The sequence below is a fragment of the Streptomyces sp. NBC_00984 genome, assembly GCF_045162475.1.
In the GTDB taxonomy this organism is placed as follows: Bacteria; Actinomycetota; Actinomycetes; order Streptomycetales; family Streptomycetaceae; genus Streptomyces.
Genome location: NZ_CP108734.1, coordinates 4,346,753 through 4,365,986, shown reverse-complemented (window position 1 = coordinate 4,365,986; position 19,234 = coordinate 4,346,753). Strand labels below are relative to the sequence as shown.

Annotated in this window: 18 protein-coding genes and 2 pseudogenes; 10 read left to right on the top strand and 10 right to left on the bottom strand. The window is 70.6% G+C overall.

The window, feature by feature from the left end:
• Positions 1–150: 150 nt before the first annotated feature.
• The 5 genes from OG520_RS19360 to OG520_RS19340 form a co-directional block, all read right to left on the bottom strand.
• Positions 151–1,062, bottom strand: a complete 912-nt coding sequence (locus OG520_RS19360) for a hypothetical protein (protein ID WP_406013991.1) — start codon at positions 1,060–1,062, stop codon at positions 151–153.
• Entirely contained in the window at positions 1,059–3,113 is a 2,055-nt protein-coding gene (locus tag OG520_RS19355; RefSeq protein ID WP_406013990.1) for a hypothetical protein, read from the bottom strand. The genes OG520_RS19360 and OG520_RS19355 overlap by 4 nt, the downstream gene beginning before the upstream one ends.
• The gene (locus OG520_RS19350; RefSeq protein WP_406013989.1) at positions 3,110–4,018 is read right to left on the bottom strand and encodes a hypothetical protein; all 909 of its coding nucleotides are present in this window, start codon (positions 4,016–4,018) and stop codon (positions 3,110–3,112) included. The genes OG520_RS19355 and OG520_RS19350 overlap by 4 nt, the downstream gene beginning before the upstream one ends.
• 150 nt (positions 4,019–4,168) lie before the next feature.
• On the bottom strand, positions 4,169–4,855 hold the full coding sequence (locus OG520_RS19345; protein ID WP_406013988.1) for a Crp/Fnr family transcriptional regulator: 687 nt from the start codon (positions 4,853–4,855) through the stop codon (positions 4,169–4,171).
• Between the two features lie 187 nt (positions 4,856–5,042).
• A complete protein-coding gene (locus OG520_RS19340; RefSeq protein ID WP_406013987.1) occupies positions 5,043–5,936 on the bottom strand; it encodes a phosphorothioated DNA-binding restriction endonuclease in 894 nt (297 codons plus the stop codon).
• A gap of 359 nt (positions 5,937–6,295) precedes the next feature.
• Between OG520_RS19340 and OG520_RS19335 the strand changes: the two genes are divergently transcribed.
• On the top strand, positions 6,296–6,421 hold the full coding sequence (locus OG520_RS19335; protein ID WP_406013986.1) for a hypothetical protein: 126 nt from the start codon (positions 6,296–6,298) through the stop codon (positions 6,419–6,421).
• A 4-nt stretch (positions 6,422–6,425) separates the two neighbouring features.
• On the opposite strand, the gene OG520_RS19330 is transcribed toward OG520_RS19335, so the two are convergent.
• Positions 6,426–7,187 carry a maleylpyruvate isomerase family mycothiol-dependent enzyme gene (locus tag OG520_RS19330; RefSeq protein WP_406013985.1) on the bottom strand — a complete coding sequence of 254 codons (762 nt, stop codon included), beginning with the start codon at positions 7,185–7,187 and terminating at the stop codon, positions 6,426–6,428.
• A 132-nt stretch (positions 7,188–7,319) separates the two neighbouring features.
• On the opposite strand from OG520_RS19330, the pseudogene OG520_RS19325 reads away from it, so the two are divergent.
• Positions 7,320–7,759 (top strand): annotated as a pseudogene (locus OG520_RS19325) (transposase); the annotation flags it as partial.
• A gap of 196 nt (positions 7,760–7,955) precedes the next feature.
• On the opposite strand, the gene OG520_RS19320 reads toward OG520_RS19325, so the two are convergent.
• Both OG520_RS19320 and OG520_RS19315 read right to left on the bottom strand, forming a co-directional pair.
• Positions 7,956–8,636, bottom strand: a complete 681-nt coding sequence (locus tag OG520_RS19320; protein ID WP_399332298.1) for a response regulator — start codon at positions 8,634–8,636, stop codon at positions 7,956–7,958.
• Positions 8,637–8,659: 23 nt separating this feature from the next.
• Positions 8,660–9,901, bottom strand: coding sequence for a sensor histidine kinase (locus OG520_RS19315; protein ID WP_406013984.1), 1,242 nt, complete (start codon positions 9,899–9,901; stop codon positions 8,660–8,662).
• A gap of 140 nt (positions 9,902–10,041) precedes the next feature.
• On the opposite strand from OG520_RS19315, the gene OG520_RS19310 reads away from it, so the two are divergent.
• The 4 genes and pseudogenes from OG520_RS19310 to OG520_RS19295 all read left to right on the top strand — a co-directional run.
• A complete protein-coding gene (locus OG520_RS19310) occupies positions 10,042–11,220 on the top strand; it encodes a serine hydrolase domain-containing protein (protein ID WP_406013983.1) in 1,179 nt (392 codons plus the stop codon).
• A 62-nt stretch (positions 11,221–11,282) separates the two neighbouring features.
• Complete coding sequence (locus tag OG520_RS19305) at positions 11,283–12,458, top strand: serine hydrolase domain-containing protein (protein WP_406013982.1); 1,176 nt, start codon at positions 11,283–11,285, stop codon at positions 12,456–12,458.
• Positions 12,459–12,767: 309 nt separating this feature from the next.
• The gene (locus tag OG520_RS19300; protein WP_399332153.1) at positions 12,768–12,974 is read left to right on the top strand and encodes a hypothetical protein; all 207 of its coding nucleotides are present in this window, start codon (positions 12,768–12,770) and stop codon (positions 12,972–12,974) included.
• Between the two features lie 39 nt (positions 12,975–13,013).
• Positions 13,014–13,187 (top strand): annotated as a pseudogene (locus OG520_RS19295) (DNA-binding protein); the annotation flags it as partial.
• Positions 13,188–13,321: 134 nt separating this feature from the next.
• Here OG520_RS19295 and OG520_RS19290 read toward each other — a convergent pair.
• Positions 13,322–14,566 (bottom strand): plasmid pRiA4b ORF-3 family protein, encoded by a 1,245-nt coding sequence (locus tag OG520_RS19290; protein ID WP_406013981.1) that lies wholly within the window; start codon positions 14,564–14,566, stop codon positions 13,322–13,324.
• A gap of 119 nt (positions 14,567–14,685) precedes the next feature.
• Between OG520_RS19290 and OG520_RS19285 the strand changes: the two genes are divergently transcribed.
• A complete protein-coding gene (locus OG520_RS19285; RefSeq protein WP_406013980.1) occupies positions 14,686–15,408 on the top strand; it encodes a hypothetical protein in 723 nt (240 codons plus the stop codon).
• Between the two features lie 39 nt (positions 15,409–15,447).
• Positions 15,448–16,779 carry a helicase-associated domain-containing protein gene (locus OG520_RS19280; protein ID WP_406013979.1) on the top strand — a complete coding sequence of 444 codons (1,332 nt, stop codon included), beginning with the start codon at positions 15,448–15,450 and terminating at the stop codon, positions 16,777–16,779.
• A gap of 331 nt (positions 16,780–17,110) precedes the next feature.
• Here the strand turns inward: OG520_RS19280 and OG520_RS19275 are convergent, their stop codons facing one another.
• Positions 17,111–18,403, bottom strand: a complete 1,293-nt coding sequence (locus OG520_RS19275; protein WP_331737304.1) for an IS256 family transposase — start codon at positions 18,401–18,403, stop codon at positions 17,111–17,113.
• Positions 18,404–18,416: 13 nt separating this feature from the next.
• Between OG520_RS19275 and OG520_RS19270 the strand changes: the two genes are divergently transcribed.
• Both OG520_RS19270 and OG520_RS19265 read left to right on the top strand, forming a co-directional pair.
• Positions 18,417–18,659 carry a hypothetical protein gene (locus OG520_RS19270; RefSeq protein WP_406013978.1) on the top strand — a complete coding sequence of 81 codons (243 nt, stop codon included), beginning with the start codon at positions 18,417–18,419 and terminating at the stop codon, positions 18,657–18,659.
• A gap of 140 nt (positions 18,660–18,799) precedes the next feature.
• Positions 18,800–19,204 (top strand): tyrosine-type recombinase/integrase, encoded by a 405-nt coding sequence (locus OG520_RS19265; RefSeq protein ID WP_406013977.1) that lies wholly within the window; start codon positions 18,800–18,802, stop codon positions 19,202–19,204.
• The last annotated feature ends 30 nt before the right edge of the window (positions 19,205–19,234 follow it).

Sequence of the window (19,234 nt, the reverse complement as noted above, 5' to 3'; positions counted from 1 at the left end):
CGGAGCTTTCAGCGACGGCTGGAAGTCCCGGCACCGAGAAGGACTACCGGGGACTGCATGTGTCCACGTGACGTACCCACGTGCCCGTGCCTTTGTGTCCCCCTTCGTGCTCTCGACGCGAACCCGTTCATCGGGCCGCTGGGCGCGGGATCACCGAAGTTTCCCGTACGGGTCCGTCCCCTCGTCCCGCGCCGCATCGGTGTGGCCGATCCTGCGCAGCACCTCGTCGCCCTGCGGGACGCCCACGTCGCTCAGGACCCGCGCCATGTTGGCGCCGACGAAGCTCCGGTCCTCCGGTGTCAGCGACTGGAGCGCCGCCGCGAGGGTGTGTTCCCAGTCGTTCCGGTCGGAGAGCAAACCCCGATGGGTCACCGTCCAGTCGAGCACGTCCTTCGCCTCTTCCGGCCGGTGCAGCAGCCAGAGGGCCGCAAGGCCGACCGGGCCGCCCGCGACGACCTCCCGGTAGAAGCGGTACGCCTCACGATGGGCTTCGCCGAAGCCCGACGGAAGAGTGGGTGCCGCGCCGGTGCCGGGGGTGGGCAGGAGTGCGGCCGGCGGGTCCAGGAACCAGTAGGTGAGGCCGGAGCCGTCGATCGCCCTCGGCCGGCCGGGAGGTTCCACCTCGGTCGTGCCGAAGTGGGGCGGCGGCGTCCGCAACGGGTCGGGGACACCGGGCAACGTGGCGTTCCCGTTGATGTGGCCGACGACCAGCTGTCGGGCCCGCTCCTCGGTGAGCCGGTTCCTCGCCGCGACGACCGGGTTGCTGATCTTCCAGACGACTCCGTAACGGGCCGGGGCTTTCGGCGGTCGGCGAGGGATGTCGACCGAGATCCGCCGCTCCGCGAGCGAGACCCACACGATGTCGAAGAACTCCCCCTCACGCACCTCGCGCCGCGTGGGCCGGGGATAGCCCCAGTAGTCACCGTCCCGGGGCGGCACCATCGCGTCGTCCCCGCCGTCTGCGAGGAACACCAGGGCCCGGCCCTCCGGGGCCCCGAACCGGAGACGGAACAACTGCCAGGCCACCGAGGAGTCCAGCGGCGAGATGAGCGGGCCGGTCATGAGGCGAGCCTTTCCGTCGAGGCCGTACGGGAACGGTGGTGACGCAGGACGAAGCGCAGGACGCCGCGGTGGTTCCGGGCCGACGCGGCGAGGTCGGCGAGGACCTGCGGGAAGGCGGTCCGCCGCCGCAGCTCCGGATCGCTCTCGATCAGGAACAGGCCCGCCGCCACCGCTTCGTGGGTGGCGGGGTCGTCCAGGGCCGCGACCACGAGGCCGCGGGCCCGTTCGGGGTGGATCGCGAGCAGCTCGGCGAGACGCACCCGCCGCACGCCCGGAGCCTTGGGCAGGGGGAAGGAGTCCCTGCTCATCGATTCGACGGCGTGAACGGCCAGGCCATGACGTGGTGTGCCCGGACCGGCTCCCTGCCACTCCCGCAGGAGGTCGAGGACGAGCGCATGGTTGGCGTCCTCGGAGAGAAGGGCGCTGAGAGCGAAGGACACCGCGGTGCGCATCGGGACCTCCAGTTTCTCTCCCGCTCTGCCGAGCACGGTGTCCAGGAGCTTCAGAGCGGCGGCGGGGCGGGCCAGGCCGTAACTGCCCCCACAGGTCTCGGCCACGGTGCAGCGGAGAGCGACGGGGGCGGCCCGGCTCCACTGCCGCAACTGCTCCCGTACCGCTCCGGTGAGGGCGGGGTGCTGGACCATCTCGCCGAGCGCGTTGGCCACCAGGCGGCGGCGCCAGCGCTTGTCCGACGCGGCGAAGGGGTGCAGCTGGCGCAGGGTGTCCGGACCGGTCGCGTGGGCCAGCACCTTCCCGATCGCCTCGCCCGCCGCCAGTTCGACGCCGGGATGATGGGGAGCCTCGTCCAGGCTCTTCCACAGCAGCTCCGCCATGCCTTCGTACTCCAGCCACAGCGACCGGAGCAGGGCGTCCGACCGGTGCCGTCCGGAGAAGTCGACCGGCTGGACCGGATAGCGCTGCGCCGCTCCGTACCGGGGCGGCAGCAGGCGCGCGCCGACGGCCGCCAGCCGGTCCTCGAAGGCCGGCCCGAGCACATCGTGCCGGGCCGCCGCCCCCTTGCCGTGCCCAGGTCCCCCGGCCACTGCCGGTGCCGGGCCGCCGCGGCCGTCGATGTGGGGGCGCAGGATCGCGCCGAACCGCTCGACGATCGTACGGTCCTGGTCGGGCAGCAGCGAGATCGCCGCCATCAGCGAGATCAGGTCCGCCCGGTCGCGTGCCTCCGCGAGGGCCTTGCGGGCCGCCGCGGGGCTGCCGGTGCGCAGGTCGGCGAGTACGGAAGCGGCGGACTTCCCCGCAACGACGAGGTCGCGCAGCCCCTGCGCCACCGCGACACCGTCCCCCGGCAGCGGGTGCGCGTCCAGCTGACCGGTGAAGTCCGGCGAAGCGAGGTGCCGCAGCGCGTCGGCCTCCTGACCGGCGGTGAGTTCACCCGCCTCGGCCATGGTGCTCAGGCGCTTCACGGCCACCTCGGCCGGCGGCGGCGGGCGGTGCGTGACCTGCCAGGGCAGCGTGTCGCCGGGCAGCGCCGTCTCCATCCGTACGGTGACGACCAGATGGGCGCCCGACCGGCGCAGCAGCGAGGCCAGGGCGGTGAGCGCGACTTCACCGAGCAGGTCGGCGGCCTTCGGGGACAGTCCCTGGAGCAGATAGCCGCGCCGCTCCTTGGGACTCCACCGCGACAGGTCGTCGGGCGAGTCCAGACCGGTGATGCCGTCGGCCCCGTACCGCTCCTCCAGCAGCGCGAACGCGGCCGTGCCCGCCCCCGTGCCGCTCCCGGCCCGCAGGACCAGGAGGTGGCTGTCCAGCACCTTCCGGCACCGGGTGTGGGTCGGAGGTTCGACGAACCCGCGCAGACGGGCGCGCACGTCGTCCGCGGGGTACGGGCCCTCCCGCAGCCGGGGTTTGCGGATGCGCTCGCTGACGTCCTCGTCGGGGGTTCCAAAGAACACGTCGCCCATGACTCCGCCCATGATCGCGAGGCCCTGGTCCACCCGTTGCTGGTTGTCGCGGTAGGAGCTTCCCGGGCCGGGGCCGCCTTCGGAATCCTCGTCGTCCGGGCCGGGGGTGGTGGTGTCCGCGCCGGCGCTCACCGGGGGTCCCCGGCGCCACCGACCCGCTTGTCGCCCGAAACGTTGTCGCCGCCGCCCCAGTGCTGGTTGGTGCCGTGGTACGTGGTGGAGCCGCCGGTGTACGTGACGTCCCGCCCGACGCTTCCCATCACGGCGGCACCCTCGCCCACGTGCTGCGTGTTGCCGCTGTAGTGCGTGCCGGGCGACGCCGCCGGGTCCTGTTCCCGGTCGGCGGAGGTGCCGGCCGGCGGCGCGGGTTCCTCGCGCGGTCGCACGCCGGCCTGCACGAGGTTTCCGGACGGCGACGGGACGTACAGCCATGCCCGCTGCGAGAAGTTCTTCCCCTCCACGGTGGCCGGGACCTCCACACAGCGGTCGGGGTGCAGTCCGGTGTACCCGCCGAGCACGACGTCCTCGTAGACGCGCTGGGAGACGACCGCCGCCAGGTGGGTGACCTGCTCGCTCGCCGCGGTCAGGATGGCCTTGACCGGACGGGAGTCCAGCAGCCGGTGCGTGTCGTTGCGGGCGGTGCCGTTGCCGTCGCCGGGACGGTCCGCGTCCGGCAGCGGTCCGACGTGGACGCTGGCCCGGAGCCGGATGCGGGGGCCCACGCACTGCTTGTTGTACGCGCCGAGCGTGTCGTCGAGCACGCCCAGGAACGGCCAGAGGACGAAGGGCAGCAACGCCGGATCGAAGCCGAACACCACACCGTCCCCGGTGTTGGCCAAAAACCGCTTGGCCTCGCGCAGCTCGTGGAGCCCGGCACGGTCCAGCGCCTGGTCCACGAGTTCGGGGATCAACTGGCTCACCGGACCGTGCTGCACGGCGGGAAGGCCGGTGAAGTCCTTCGCGTCGACGGCGAACAGGGCCCGGTAGGGAGGCAGCGGACGGCTCTCGGCGTACGGGGCGGGGACGGGACTGGACATGCGTGATCTCCTCGTGGAGGGCGGGACTGCGGGACGGCGGGACGGTCACGAAGCCGGTGGCCGGCTGATTCGAGGTTCCGCCGGTTCCGTCCGCCCGACTGCACAGCGCAGGGCAGTCCGCGGGTGTCCCACGTCACAGCGTGGGCGCGCTCACCGGGCCGGGGGCGGCGAGAAGGACACCGCGGGCGTGGCTCCCGGGCTGGTCATCGCCCAGTCGCGCAGCGTCTTCATGTCCTTGATGACGATCGTTCTGCGGGCCGTCTCCACAGCCCCGGATTCGCGCAGCCGTTGCAGTCCGGTGATGACCGCGTTGCGGGTGACTCCGGTCGCCTGGGCGATTTCCTCCTGGCTCAGGCCGGTCAGTCGTACGACCTCCGATTCGCTGCCCGGCGCGGTGAGTTCGACCAGTCTCAGGAGTGCCCGCGCCAGCCGGGCGACCAGCGGAAGGGTCAGCAGTTCGGTGCGGTGTGCGTCGGACTCCCGCAGCCTGGAGAGCGCCTGGCGCATCAAGTCCATGACGAGCCCGCGCTGTTCGATGAACCGGCGGAACCGCTCGGCCTCCAGTACGACGGCCGTGCAGGGGGTGAGCGCGACCACTTCCGCCGTGCGCGTGGTGCCGTGGAAGACGGACACCTCGCCCAGCAGGTCGCCCGGCCCCCGGAAGGCCAGCCAGGTCACGGCCCCGCCCGGCTCCCGGCACACCACCTTGGCGAGCCCGTCGGTGAGGGCGAGCAGGTGTGTCCCCGCGGACCCCTGCCTCAGCATCACGCTGCGCTCGCGAAAGGTGCGGGTCGCCCCCTGGCCCCGTATCTCGCGCCAAGTCTCGTCCGACAGCACCCGTCGCCTTCCCCGTGCGTCCCGTACGCGGCCCCGCCCTGCCGCGTACGCGACCTCCTGAGCCGCCCGCCTCCATGAGTTCTACGTTGCCCCGACCGTTTCCACCGCGATTCGGGCGACCTTGTCCGATAGGCGACCTTGTCCGATATCGGCTGTCGCCCGAGCACGGGCACGCGGGGCCGGACGATCACGCCCCGGAGGCAGGGCGCGGGACGCCGTGGAAGACCTGCCTGGTGTGCCAGGACCGATGGCACGCCGCGATCGGGCTCGTGCCCGGCTGGGGGCCGGTCAAGGGGCGGCCCGCCAGCGCTGTCACGTGCTCGCGGGCCGCCGGGCTTCGCCCGACGAACTCCTGCGACACCAGGATGCGGTGGCCCTCGCCGACGCCGAGGGCGCCCTTGTCGAACAGTTTGTGATGCAGTGCGCACAGGCACAGCCCGTTGTCGACGTCGTCCGGACCGTCGAACGCCCACCAGCGCACGTGCGCGGCCTCCAACCCGACCGGCACCGCGCCGATTCTGCCGTCGTAGCCGCAGAAGGCGCACTGGTACTCGTAGGCGGTCAGCACCATCTCCCGCATCCGCCGGTCCCGTTGCCGCCGCCAGGCCGGGAGCGGTCCGGACTCCACCGGCTCCAGCTCCAGCCCCACCGCCTCGCGCAGTTCGCCGTGGAGCGACGGCGGGAAGTGCTGATCGAGCAGCACCCGGGCGATCCGGCCGAGCAGCGACGGCTCACGTCGCAGGGCGGCCCGCAGCTCCGGCGCCAACCGCCCCGCCGCGCCCGTCGCCCGCAGCTCCAGCACCCCGGTGCCGGGACTGCCGGTCCCCCGATCGGTCCGTACTTCCCACACCCCGTCGCTGACCAGATGGTGGAAGGGGTAGGCGGGCGTTGTCCGGTTGGCCGGCCCGTACTCGGCGAGCAGCCGCTTCAGATCCTTCTCTACCACGCTGTACCGCAACTCGCCGTCGGCATCCTCCCGGAACCGGCCGAGGGCGTACAGGAGCAACAGGGGCTTGTGTGGAGCCCGTATCCCGTTCCCGGTCCATTGCCTCAGCTTCGCCGCGCGTTCGAGCCAGTCCATGACCGGCGATCGTAGCGACGTCACCGGGAGGGGCGCGGGCAGCCGACCGGGACGGGGAAGAGCGACACAAACAACGTCGAAGGGCCCCGCGAATCCGCCTGCTGCCGGGGCCGGGATCCCTGTGGTTACTGAACGGCCCAGGACGCAGGCGAATGAGACCAGAAGTGAGACTACGGCTGATCCCCGAGGCGAGGCGTGGTTGATCGAATCAGCCCTGATCGCGAGACGTCTCCTGGATCACGGCGTCGATGTCCTCGGGTACTCGGCCGTGAACGTCGAGCACCGGTTTGCGATAGGCCACGTCCACACCGGACAGAAAGCCTGGTCGTAGCCATATCCCCTTCCTGGCTGAGTCGGCAGTGCTGTGGGAGGCGCTCGGGCCCGAGCTGTACGTGGCCGTACTGGCCGTCCGCCGCGCGGAGGCGGAGCTGTTCGCGATGTTCACCGACGCGGACGTCATCGAGGCCGTCCGCCGGCGGTATTGACTGGCTACTCCTCGGGCTCCCAGGCGATCAGCTGCTCGAACACCTGCTGGTCGCCCTCGATCTTCAGGTCGCTCAGCGTGAGGCGGCCCCAGACGAAGAGGAGCAGCTGCTCGGCCGTGCCTGTGGCCGAAGCGGAGGCGGGCGCGGCGTCGTCCGTGAGGGGTGCGGGCCAGGCGCCGGTGCCGTCCAGCGCGAGGAGCCAGGAGCGGCCCTCGGTGGCGTGGTAGTGGATGGTGGCGGCCTCGTGCGGCCAGGCCGCCGGGGTGGAGTTGCAGGTGTCGAGAAACTCGGCCACGCCGTCGATCGCGACGTCCGCCGGCATCGGCTGCACGGCGCCTGCGGCGAGCTGGGCGTCGTAGGTGTGCACCAGCAGCTCGTGCACCCGGCGCCGGGCAACGCCCCAGGCATTCGCCGGCGACACGCCGGCGCCCCACCACGCCCAGCACTCGTGCTCCGGGCCAGCCTCGCGCAGCGCACTCAGCAGCAGCTCGTTCGACTCGGCGTACCAGGCCAGCAGCGCCTCGAGCTCGCGCGGCACCTCCGCGGCATCCTTGGCCGGCGGAGCCTCGGCCGGGCCCGCGGCGACGATCGCGGCCCACCAGCGCTGGCCCGTACCCAGGTGCTGCACCAGATCGAACAACGTCCACTCGGGGCAGGATGGCACCGGCGCGTCAAGGCTGGGCGCGGCGGCAACCGCACTCCGGAACGCGGCCGACCGCTCGTCGATCAGTTGCAGCAGGGCGGAATACTCAAGACTCTCTGTCACATCGCTTACCTATCACCCCAGCTCAGCCGACTGCACCCTATTTCCCAGGCCGTCAGCTGCGGGAGTCAGAGCACCTAATGGAAAGCCTGGTCGTAGCCATATCCCCTTCCTGGCTGGCCCGTTGAACGAGTCATGGGGAGGGGGAACGGTCCTCCGTGGATGGTGCCGGATGACCTGTGGGGGCGGATCGAGCCGTTGCTGCCGGTCAGACAGCGGCGTCCGCGCCATCCCGGCCGGCTGCCACTGGACAACCGTGGTTGCCTGCAGGGCATCCTGTTCGTGCTGCACACCGGGATCCAGTGGGAGTGGCTGCCGCAGGAGCTCGGCTTCGGGTCCGGGATGACGTGCTGGCGCCGGCTGCGGGACTGGCACGAGGCCGGGGTGTGGGACCGGCTGCACCAGGTGCTGCTGACCGAGCTGCACCGTGCCGGGAAGCTGGACCGGTCCCGGGCGGTGATCGACGGCTCCCACCACCAGGCCCGTCGGGGCGGCCCAAAACCGGGCCGAGCCCGGTCGACCGTGCCCGGCCCGGCTCGAAGCACCACGTCATCACCGACGCAGGCGGTACCCCGTCCACCAGTCCCGCTACCAGGACAGACTCAGCCTCGCAGCCTGACAACACCGCTCACTCGGGCTGAACTGCACCCATCCCGGTGCCACGGCCGCGTTCATCGAGGCCAGGATCGCTGACACCGTGGACTTCAAGGCGGGGCCACGTCGCGGCCAGTACTGAGCCTGCGGGCGACCGCGAAGAGGAGCGGAAGCCGGTCAGCCGGCGAATCCCGGGACCACCAGGCCGGACTCGTACGCGATCACGACCGCATGGGTCCGGTTCTGCGCGCCGAGCTTGGTCAGCACGTTTCCGACGTGGGTCTTGACCGTCTCCAGGCTCACCGTGAGGGACTCCGCGATCTCCGGATTGGAGAGCCCGGTGGCCATCAGGCGCAGCACCTCCTCTTCCCGGCCGGTCAGGGCGGCCTGCGGCAGGACCTCGGCGGAGCCCAGCGGGCGGGCGGCGACCATGCGGCCCAGTGCGGCCGGGAAGAGGACCGCTTCGCCCGCCGCCACCACCCGGACCGCCTCGGCGATCTGGCGGACCGGGAGGCGCTTGAGGACGAAGCCGCTGGCGCCCGCGCTGAGGGCGGCGGTGACGTAGCCGTCGTTCTCGAAGGTGGTGATCACCACGACCTTGGGCGGTTCGGCCGCTTCGGCAAGGAGGTCGCGGGTGGCCTCGATCCCGTTGCGACGCGGCATCCGGACGTCCATCAGGACCACGTCCGGCCGTAGGCTCCGCGCCCGTTCGACCGCCTCGACGCCGTCGGCGGCCTCGCCGACCACCGTGATCCCCGGCTGTGCGGCGAGCAGCATGCGCAGGCCGCTGCGGGTCACCTCGTCGTCGTCCGCGATCAGGAGGGTGACGGCGGGGCTGGTGACGGCGGGGAGGGCCATGCCTTCGCTCGCGTCGGATCCACTCACGCCGACACCCGTACCGGCAGCCGGACGGCCAGTCGCCAGTGCTGCGCCCCGTCCGGGCCGGCCTGGAACTCACCATGCAGCAGCCGGACGCGCTCGGCCAGTCCGGGCAGACCGTGACCGGAGGTCGGGAAGACCCCCGGGCCCGGGCCCATCCGTGCCCCGGTCCGGTTGACCACCGTGAGATCCAGTCCGTCCGGCCCGGCCGCCACTCGGACCTCGATCGGGCCGCCCGCCCCGTGGCGCAGCGCGTTCGTCAACCCCTCCTGGAGAATCCGGTACGCCGCCCGGGAGAGCGTCCCCTGCACCTGCGCCAGCTCGCCCGACAGCTCCGGTTCCACCACCGCCCCCGCGTGCCGCAGGCGGTCCAGCAGCTCGGGGAGGTCGGCCAGGGTCCGGGTCGGCGCCGTCCCCGACTGTTCCTCGCGCAGCACTCCGAGCACGTAGTCCAGGTCCTCCAGCGCGGCCCGCGTCGACTCCTCGATGCTGCGCATGGCGGCCCGCGCCGCCGCCGGGTCGGCGGAGAGCACCTCGTCCGCCACCGCCGCCTGGATGGTGGCCGTCGTCAGCGTGTGCCCGATCGAGTCGTGCAACTCGTGGGCAATCCGGTTGCGTTCGGCCAGCAGCAGTTCCCGCGCGGCAGCCAGCGCGAGCCGTTCGGCCGCCGACGGCCCCAGCAGCCGTGGCGCCGACCACCGCAGAGCCTTCGTCACCAGTACGCAGACGGCCACCGCCAGCAGGATGCACACGGCCGCCACCACCCAGCTCCACCCGCCCGACACCCGGACCGACGTGCCGAACAGACTCGCCCGCGCCTCGCCGCCGAGCCAGTTCCCCGGCAGGGAGAGGCCCATGATGAACAGCACCCCGCTCGCCAGCGCACCCGTCCACCCGACGGCCACGTGCAGCACCAGCCAGAGCGGGGTCCGCCAGCGGTCAAGGCCGAGTGAACCGGAGGTCCGGCGACCGGCCACCGGATCCGGCAGCGGCACCCGTAGCAGCCGACGGGCGGACACGACCAGCGCCCGCCGTACGGGGCGCGCCAGTCCGACCACGCCGACCAGTACCGCCCAGAACAGCAGGACCAGGACCAACTGCACGCTCTTGGGAGCGGATCGCCACGACAGCGCCGGCAACAGGGCGAAAGGCAGCAGCGGAAGGCTCGCCAGCGCGCCGCAATAGGCGAACAGCACACCCGAATACGTGGAGCCGCGCAGCAGCGGCCGAATTCCCCTGATCATGGTCGCCAGTATTGCCGGGCAACCCACCAGCAGCCTCCCCCGATCGGGGGAGCGATTTCTCCCGCCTTCCCGCGATGCGGTCAGAGGGCCCTGGGAACCAGGATCGTGCCCCGACCAAACGATTCTCCAGGAGTTGACTCATGCGTGCTCAGACCCGGCAGGGCCTTCGTTCCTCGACCCGGCAGCAGGGCGGCAGGCGGCGACGAGCCGTGTCGGCCGCGGCCGCGATGGCCATCGGCGTCATGACGCTGGGTGCCCTCGCCCCGCCCGCCGCCTCCGCTGCTGCCGCCGCCAGGCCGGACGCCGTCCAGCAGAGCCTGAACGCGCTGGTGCGCGACGACGGGATGCCCGCCGCGCTGGCGAGCGTCCAGGACCGGAACGGCCGCACCCGCACCTACACCGCAGGAGTCGGCGACCTGACCACCGGCTCGAAGGTGCCCAGGGACGGCCAGGTACGGATCGGCAGCAACACCAAGGCGTTCACGGCGGTCGTGGTCCTGCAGCTGGTCGGCGAAGGGAAGATCGGCCTCGACGCCACCGTCGACACCTACCTGCCCGGCCTCGTACGCGGAGAGGGAATCGACGGGCGCCGCATCACCGTCCGCCAGCTCCTTCAGCACACCAGCGGACTCCCCGAGTACGGCATCCACGTCGACGACGACGAGATCAGGAACCGGTACTTCGAGCCCCGCGAGCTGCTCGACATCGCCCTCCGGTACAAGGCCGACGCGGCTCCGGGGACGACGTGGGGGTACAGCAACACCAACTATGTCCTGGCCGGCCTGATCGTCCAGAAGGTCACCGGCCGCCCCCTCGCCGAGGAGATGGACCGGCGCATCATCAAGCGCATCGGTCTGCGCCACACCTACTTCCCCGCCCCCGGCGAGATGACCATCCGAGAGCCGCACCCCCAGGGCTACCACCGCAACCCGGCGGACGGACCGCTGCGCGACTTCACGGAGATGGACCCCTCCGCAGGCTGGGCCGCAGGCCAGTTGATCTCCACCAACTCCGACCTCAACCGCTTCTTCACCGCGCTCCTCGGCGGCCGCCTCCTCCCGGCGGCCCAGCTCGCCGAGATGCGCACGACCGTCCCCGCCGGGACCTCCGGCCTCCGCTACGGGCTGGGGCTCACGAGCAGGCCGCTGTCGTGCGGCGGCGTCTACTGGGGCCACGGCGGCGACATCGCGGGGTACGAGACCCGGGGCGGTGTCACCGACGACGGCCGCGCCGCCAACGTCGCGGTCACCAGCATCCCGACGGACGAGGCGGCCACGCAGCACGTGAAGGACGCCGTGGACAGGGCCCTGTGCGGCTGAATCACGCGCCCGGCAACCCGGCAACCCGAACGACGATCCAACGATTCCTCAGGAGTTGACTCATGCGTGGACAGACACGGCAAGGGCTTCGCTCGCCGGGCCGGCAGCAGGGCACGCGGCGACGGGCCCTGCCCGCCGCGGTCGCGGTGGCCATCGGCGTCATGACGCTGGGTGCCCTCGCCCCGCCCGCCGCCTCCGCTGCTGCCGCCGCCAGGCCGGACGCCGTCCAGCAGAGCCTGAACGCGCTGGTGCGCGACGACGGGATGCCCGCCGCGCTGGCGAGCGTCAAGGACCGTGACGGCCGCACCCGGACCTACACCGCAGGGCTCGGCGACCTGGCCACCGGCGCACCGGTACCTGTCGACGGGCAGGTGCGGATCGGCAGCAACACCAAGACCTTCGTCGCGGTCGTCGTCCTCCAGCTCGTCGCGGAGCGGAGGGTGGACCTGGACGCCTCCGTCGACACCTACCTGCCCGGCCTCGTCCGCGGGGAGGGGATCGACGGACGGCGCATCACCGTCCGCCAGCTCCTCCAGCAGACCAGCGGACTTCCCAACTACAGCAATTACCTCGGGGACGACGTCCGGTACTACGCCCCCCGAGAACTGCTCGCCACAGCCCTCCAGCACCCGGCCGACTTCGCCCCCGGGACGAGTTGGAAGTACAGCAACACCAACTACGTGCTCGCCGGCCTGATCGTCCAGAAGGTCACCGGCCGCCCCCTGGCCGAGGAGATCGACCGGCGCGTCGTCCGACGCGCCGGGCTGCGCCACACCTACTTCCCCGCCCCCGGTGACGCGAGCATCCGGGAGCCCCACCCCCACGGCTACTACCGGGAGTCGGCGGACGCGCCGCTGCGCGACATCACGGAGATCGACCCCTCCTGGGGCTGGGCGGCAGGCCAGATGGTCTCCACCGGCTCCGACCTCAACCGCTTCTTCAGCGCACTCCTGGCCGGTCGCCTCCTGCCCTCGGCCCAGCTGGCCCAGATGCGCTCCACCGTCCCCGCCGAAGCGACCTTCGGCCCCGGTGCCCGCTACGGACTTGGACTTGTCAGCAGGCCGTTGCCGTGCGGCGGCCTCTCCTGGGGCCACGGCGGCAGCTTCCCGGGGTACGAGACCCGGGGCGGCGCCACCGACGACGGCCGCGCCATCAACGTCGCGGTCACCATGCAGCTCACCGACGAGGCGGGCCGGAGGAATCTCGAACGCGCCGTGGACACCGCCTTGTGCCGCTGAAACCCCGCCGAGGGCGTTCCGTGAAGCAGAACGACCGACGCCGCGAGTTCAAGAACACCAAGTCGCGTGCCGGCCGCCGCAGCATCGGGCTTCGGGACCCGATCATCAAGCTCCTCCGGGAGCACCAGGACGCCCAGGCGTGGGAGCGGAAGCAAGCCGGGGACGAGTGGGAGGACAAGGGGTGCGTCTTCGCGCAGCCAACTGGGGCCCGCTCATTCCGAATACCGACTACCAGTACTGGAAGAAGCTCTGGACGACGCGGGCGTGCGGGACGGCCGTCTTCATGACGCACGCCACAGCGCCGGGACCATGCTCCTGCTGCTGGGAGTCCCCGATGTGGTGGTCGACGCGATCACGGGCTGGGAGCCCGGCGGCTCGGCGCGGATGCGCGCCGGGTACCTGCACGTCACCGGTCCCATGCTGAAGAACGTTGCCAAGCAGGCCGGTGACGCAACCGAGGAGGCAGGCCCCGACACCGGCTCGGACCCCGCAGAGCGGGCCGCAGACCCCAACTGAGACGGAAACTGAGACCACGAACGTCGAAGGGCCCCACAGCAAGCTGCGTCAGCCATGCTGATCAATGCTGGGCTTCATGGTCACAAATACGCCATCGACGCTGCCGTGGCCGAGATGGCGCTGCGGCAGCGCCGCCCGGTCGTCATGCTCACCTCGGACATTGACGACATGACGAAGCTGTGCGGCGACAGAGTGCGCCTCGTCGCCGTGTAGTCGATGCCCAAGACCTGAACGTCAGGATGCAAGGTCGGCCCGTACGTCTTGTCTCGGCGCGGCGTAGCCGGCTCGGTGGACCAGCCGGTAGTGTCCAGGGCCGCGAGCGGTGGCGTGGCCGGACGGCTCGTCCTTCATGGTGCCGTGAGGCGCAGCAGCCGCGCGTTGGCCTCGTCCGGTGCGAAACGGTCCGGGGCGAATTCCGTGGCGGACCGAAGTCCGAGCCGCACCAGCATGGCGTGGTGTTCCTCATGTGCCGGGTCGGCGAGGATCACTTTGAGATCGCTGTAGCCGGGGGTGCCGCCGCAGTCCTCGGGCGGGCACGTCCCGGCACCGTCCATGCAGTACGGATAGTGAAGCCCGGCTGAGGCTGTCTGGACCTGCTCCACGGTGATGAGGTGCTTCCAGGAGTCCCCGAAGTCGTACGTGTACACGAAGTGGGCGCCCGGTTTGAGCAGGGCGGCCAGTGTGGCGGTGCGCTCGTCGCGGAATCCGAGTTCGCCGCCGGGACAGCCGTACTGGACACCGTCGATGGTGAACGCGTGCATGTGGCAGTTCTGCCAGCCCATCGCGTCCTGGATCACGGAATGAAGCCGGTCCAGGCGGATCGCGGCGGGCACCAGCAACTGCCGCCAAACCGGGGGGTCGTCCACGTCGGCGAGCTCGACGAGGATCCGCAACACCGCGTCGCCGGGCTCGGGCTCGCCGCGCATCCGGGCCGTCTCGGTACGGCCGTCCGCCGTCAACTCGGCGCATTCATCGGCGAGATGGACAGCGCCCAGGGAGACCAGGGCCTTCAGGACCCGTTGGATGTCGTGGTCGTTGGCGGTACGCAGATGCCCCAGACGGTCGGGAGACAGGTCGTCGAGCACGTACAGCGGGCTGACCGCCTGCCACACCACCTTGTACAGGTCGCTGAGTGGCACCGGGACGGTGGTCGCGTACAGCCGCTGCAGCAACGCCCGCAGACCCCGGCCGTACTCGTGCGAGAGTAGGGATTCCAGCCAGCCGGAGACCGTCACAGCCGGGCCGATGCGCGGCAGTGCGGCGAACAGCGTGCCACGCAGCTCGTCGGGGCGGTCCAGCAGCCTGGCGTTCTTCTTCACCGGCAGCAGGCGCCCGCCCGCGGTCCGCAGCAGTCGTGCTGCCTTCGCCCACTCGACCAGCAGTGTGAGGTGGTACAGCTCCTCGCTGGTTTTCGTCTTGAACGTACGGTCCCCGATCACCGGGTCCATCCGGTCGCCGGTGTCCAGAACCTCCACCAGTGCTCGCGCGTCGGCAAGCGTCACACGGCCGGTCTGGGTCAGCTTGCGGCCCGCGCCGACCCAACCGACCAGCGCTCGCACCTGCTCGACGGTCCCGCCCACTGTCTCACCCACGCCGACCTGCCTTTTCCGGTTCGTATCCCGTATCCCGTATCACCCGAACCCAGGATGGCAGCACCGCCGGCGCACCCTGTGCTTCGCATGGGGCGACACGGAGGTGCCAGACTGTGACGGTGACAACACGCGACGAGGAACTGCTGGCCCGGGTCCGGGAGATGAGGGAACGCGGCAGCGGTCCGAAGCAGATCGCGAAGGCGCTGTGGCTGCGTCCGGCCCAGGCCACCGCGCTGGTCAGACGGGTCGCCGAGGCGGCACTGGCGAATATCGCGCCGGATGAGCGGCCGGTGGTGGGCTGCTGGGTCAACGCGGGCTGGAGCGCGGGACTGGACATGGCCAAAGCCCCGGACTGGGCGGCGGCCGACCCCCTCGGCCAGGAGCCGGACCCGGGAACGGGCGGCTTCGCCCAGATTCTCCTGGCCCGCCAGGAACGTGCCAGCAGGGTGACAGTCACCGGGTTCCTGGTGGACGTCTACTGCCTGGGAGTCAAGAACGTCACCGACCCCGAGGCGATGGGGACCGGATCCCTGACCACCTACGTACCGATGTACTACTCGGCCTTCGATCATCGGCCGCTGCCGATCGACGTGGAGCAGGCGCAGACGATCGTGCACGATGCGGTCGCCTACGCCCGCGGTCTTGGCTTCGAGCCCGCGGGCGGCTTCGCGGACGCAGCAGTGCACCTGGGTGCCCCGCCCGGCGACCGGCCCGTCATCGGCTTCGGCAGGGACGGCAAGCCGTTCTACTGCTCCGGCCCCTACGACAACCCGCGCGAGATGGTCCAGACCCTCGAGCGCACCTGCGGTCCGGGCAACTACGACTACGTTGCCCATCTGTAGGAACGGGACGCGAGCGGCACGAAGCGGGGAGCACGAGCAGTGATACCGGTCGAACAGCAAAAGGAGCCCAGCGGCGCTCCACGGGTCCGGCGCACCGAGCACGAGGCGCAGGTCAACCTGCTGGCGGTGCTGCGCCTGTGTATGACGCAGAAGCTGCGGTGCAGCGAAAAGACCCGCCGCCCCAGCACCGCCACCGTCTCGGCGGTCGCCGACGTCCTGGACGGCGGCGACTTCTATCCGCACGACGCCATCGCCGCCTTCGCCTGGCCGATGCTGCTCCAGGCAGGCGGCCTCGCCCAGCTCACCGGCGGTCGGCTCGTGCTGACCACGCGCGGACGGGCCGCGCTGACCCGGCCACCGCACCTGACCATTCCTCAGCTGTGGCAACGCTGGCTGAACAACAGCCTCCTGGACGAGTTCTCCCGCGTCGAGGAGATCAAGGGACAGCGCTCGGCGAACGTCCTGAGCGCCGCCAAACCGCGCCGCAAGCTCGTCGGCCAAGCGCTGGCCGGCCTCACCCCGGGCGAGTGGATGTCCATCGACGGCCTGTTCACAGACATGCGCGCGGCCGGACTGGATCCAGCCGTCCACCGCAGTGAACGCGCCCTGTGGAAGCTGTACCTGGAGGATCCGCAATACGGCAGCCTCGGCTACGACGGCCACCACGGCTGGTCCCTCCTCCAGGGCCGGTACACCCTGGCGGTGCTCTTCGAGTACGCCGCCACGCTCGGCCTCATCGACATCGAGTACGTCCCCCCGGCGGGCGCCCGCGATGACTACCGGGACAACTGGGGTGGCGACTACCTCGACCAGCTCAGCCGCTACGACGGCCTGTCCGCACTCCGCCTCAATCCCCTGGGCGCCCACGCCGCCGGCCTCACGGGCGACTACGCCCCTGCCCAAGACCCCGGCTCGGCCGTCCCGACGGGCAGCGTCACCGTCCTGGCGAACTTCGACATCGTCGCCCTCGACGGGCTGCCCTCCGCCGACACACTTCTCCTGGACGCCTTCTCCGACCGGAAAACCGAACGGGTCTGGACGCTCACCACCGCTTCTCTTCTGCACGCCCTCGACCGCGGGCACACCCTCGACGAGCTCCGTGGCTACCTGGACCAGGCCGCCTCGCACCCCGTGCCCCAGACCGTCACCACCCTGCTCGATGACACTGGCCGTCGCACCGGCCGACTCCGCGATGCAGGTCAGACCCATCTCATCGAATGCGCGGACGAGACACTGGCAGCCCTCGTCGTCAGCGACCGCCGCCTGCGCGTGCTGTGTACCCGAATCGGCGAGCGCCACCTTGCGGTCTCCCCCGACCGTCTGCCGGCGTTCCGCAAGGCCGCCCTGGCCCTGGGCTACCCGCTGGCCTGATGGCACGAGGAGAGCCGCTTCGGGGCCCCTCTGGCCGAGGCCGGGCCGCACGTCGTTGAGTGACCACTGATTGTCGGCAGAGGGCGCGTTCGCCGTATGGGTTAAATGTCTTGAATGTCGGAAATAACCGAGACCAAGACTGAGACCACCAACGTCGAAGGGCCCCACCGCGAACGGTGGGGCCCTTCAACGTATTGCCCGGTGAGAGCAATGGCGGAGGATACGAGATTCGAACTCGTGAGGGGTTGCCCCCAACACGCTTTCCAACTGTGCGAGTGGCTGTTCGTGAGCGGGGTCTGTCAAAGGAACGGTGTAACTCAGGTTGTTGGAGTTACTGACGGGCTGCGGAGAGGCGGCCGTCGAAGGTGATGTCGAAGGCGTTGAGTGCGGTCTTCCAGCGCATGGTCCAGCGGGCCTGGCCCTTGCCGGTGGGGTCCAGGGACATGATCGCCATGTAGACGCACTTCAACGCGGCCTGCTCGTTGGGGAAGTGGCCGCGGGCCTTGACCGCCCGGCGGATCCTGGCGTTCACGGACTCGATCGCGTTCGTCGTGCACACGATGCGGCGGATCTCGGTGTCGAAGCGGAGGAACGGGGTGAACTCTTCCCACGCGTTCTCCCAGAGCCGCACGATCGCCGGATACTTCCGGCCCCAGGCGTCGGCGAACTCGGCGAACCGCTCGAGGGCGGCCTCCTCAGTCGCCGCGGTGTAGACGGGCTTGAGGAGTTTGGCGATCTTGTCCCAGTCCTGGCGGGCGGCATAGCGGAAGGAGTTCCGCAGCAGGTGGACCACGCAGGTCTGCACGACCGTGCGGGGCCAGACGTTCTCAACGGCGTCGGGCAGGCCCTTGAGCCCGTCGCAGACGAGCATGAGGACGTCGTTCACGCCGCGGTTCTTGATCTCGGTGAGGATGTGCATCCAGTGTTTGGCGCCCTCGCCGCCGTCGCCGGCCCACAGGCCGAGGATGTCCCGCCGGCCTTCGGTCGTGACCGCCAGGGCCACGTAAATGGGCCGGTTGGCGACCGCGCCGTCGCGGATCTTCACGTGGATGGCGTCGATGAAGATCATGGGATAGACGGCGTCGAGGGGCCGGTTCTGCCACTCTGCCATGCTCTCGAGGACCTTGTCGGTGATCGTGGAGATCGTCTGGCGCGATACGTCGGCGCCATAGACCTCGGCCAGGTGGGCCTGAACCTCACCGGTCGTCAGGCCCTTGGCCGCGAGCGAGATGACCATCTCGTCCACGCCGGACAGACGCTTCTGCCGCTTCTTGACAATCTTCGGCTCGAAGCTGCCTTCCCGGTCTCGGGGCACGACTATCTCGACCGGGCCGACATCGGTCAGCACGGTCTTGGCCCGGGTGCCGTTGCGTGAGTTACCGCCGTTCTTCCCGGCCGGATCATGCTTGTCATAGCCGAGGTGGTCGGTGATCTCGCCCTCGAGAGCGGACTCCAGGAGCCGCTTGGTCAGCTGCTGGAGCAGCCCGCCCTCGCCGGTCAGCTGAAGGCCCTCGGCCTGAGCCCGTCCCACCAATTCATCGATCAGCCGGTCGTCCACAGACTTCGCCGGCACCGTCTCAGACGGCTCGACGGACTCGGCCTCGGTCACGTTATTGCTGGTCATCGATGCATCTTCCATGATCGGGAGTTACACCGAACGTTTTACAGTCCCGGTTCCGCCGAGGATTGAGGAAGAGGAGGTGGAGCCGTACGACATCGAGGAGGTGCAGCGTCTCCTCTCCGAGGCCGCCAAGCTCCGGAACAGCGCCCGCCGGTCGATCGCGCTCGCGCTGGGGCTGCGGCAGGGTGAAGCGCTCGGGCGGCGTGGGCGGACCTCGATACCAGCAGCGGTGTCCTGCGCGTCAGGAAGAACCGTCTGAGGCCGAAGTACCTGCGCGGGTGCGGGGGCGACTGCGGTACGAAGCCGGGCTACTGCAAGAAGCGGGTCAGGAAGAACGAGGACACGGCCAACACGAAGTCGCGTGCCGGCCGCCGCGTCATCGGTGTCCCCGACGAATTGGTGAGGCTGCTGGAGCTCCACCGCAGAGAGCAGGCACGCGAGCGAGCGATTGCCGGGCAGGACTGGCGTGAGTCAGGGTTCGTGTTCACCTCCCCCGTCGGCGCGCCATTGGTGCCGAGCACGGACTATGACGCGCGGAAGCGGCTGCTCGCCGATGCGAAGGTGCGGGACGGGCGCTTGCATGATGCCCGGCACGCCGCGGCAACCGTTCTGCTCATCCTCGGTGTCCCCGAACGGGTTGTGATGCAGATCATGGGCTGGTCGTCCACCGCGATGGCGGCGCGGTACCAACACGTGACGGGCGGCATCCTCGCCGACGTTGCGCAGCGGGTCGGGGGGCTCATCTGGGAAGTGGCCAACGACGCTGACGGCAGCGGCGCGGAGGGCTCCGAAGAGTCTCGTTGAGACTGCAGATGAGACTACGAACGTCGAAGG

Bases quoted from the DNA above. Each gene is read 5' to 3' on its own strand.
- OG520_RS19320 (WP_399332298.1), bottom strand. From the start codon at position 8,636: ATGGCCCTCCCCGCCGTCACCAGCCCCGCCGTCACCCTCCTGATCGCG.
- OG520_RS19310 (WP_406013983.1), top strand. From the start codon at position 10,042: ATGCGTGCTCAGACCCGGCAGGGCCTTCGTTCCTCGACCCGGCAGCAG.
- OG520_RS19275 (WP_331737304.1), bottom strand. From the start codon at position 18,403: ATGACCAGCAATAACGTGACCGAGGCCGAGTCCGTCGAGCCGTCTGAG.
- OG520_RS19340 (WP_406013987.1), bottom strand. From the start codon at position 5,936: ATGGACTGGCTCGAACGCGCGGCGAAGCTGAGGCAATGGACCGGGAAC.
- OG520_RS19270 (WP_406013978.1), top strand. From the start codon at position 18,417: ATGATCGGGAGTTACACCGAACGTTTTACAGTCCCGGTTCCGCCGAGG.
- OG520_RS19300 (WP_399332153.1), top strand. From the start codon at position 12,768: ATGCTCCTGCTGCTGGGAGTCCCCGATGTGGTGGTCGACGCGATCACG.
- OG520_RS19315 (WP_406013984.1), bottom strand. From the start codon at position 9,901: ATGATCAGGGGAATTCGGCCGCTGCTGCGCGGCTCCACGTATTCGGGT.
- OG520_RS19305 (WP_406013982.1), top strand. From the start codon at position 11,283: ATGCGTGGACAGACACGGCAAGGGCTTCGCTCGCCGGGCCGGCAGCAG.
- OG520_RS19350 (WP_406013989.1), bottom strand. From the start codon at position 4,018: ATGTCCAGTCCCGTCCCCGCCCCGTACGCCGAGAGCCGTCCGCTGCCT.
- OG520_RS19360 (WP_406013991.1), bottom strand. From the start codon at position 1,062: ATGACCGGCCCGCTCATCTCGCCGCTGGACTCCTCGGTGGCCTGGCAG.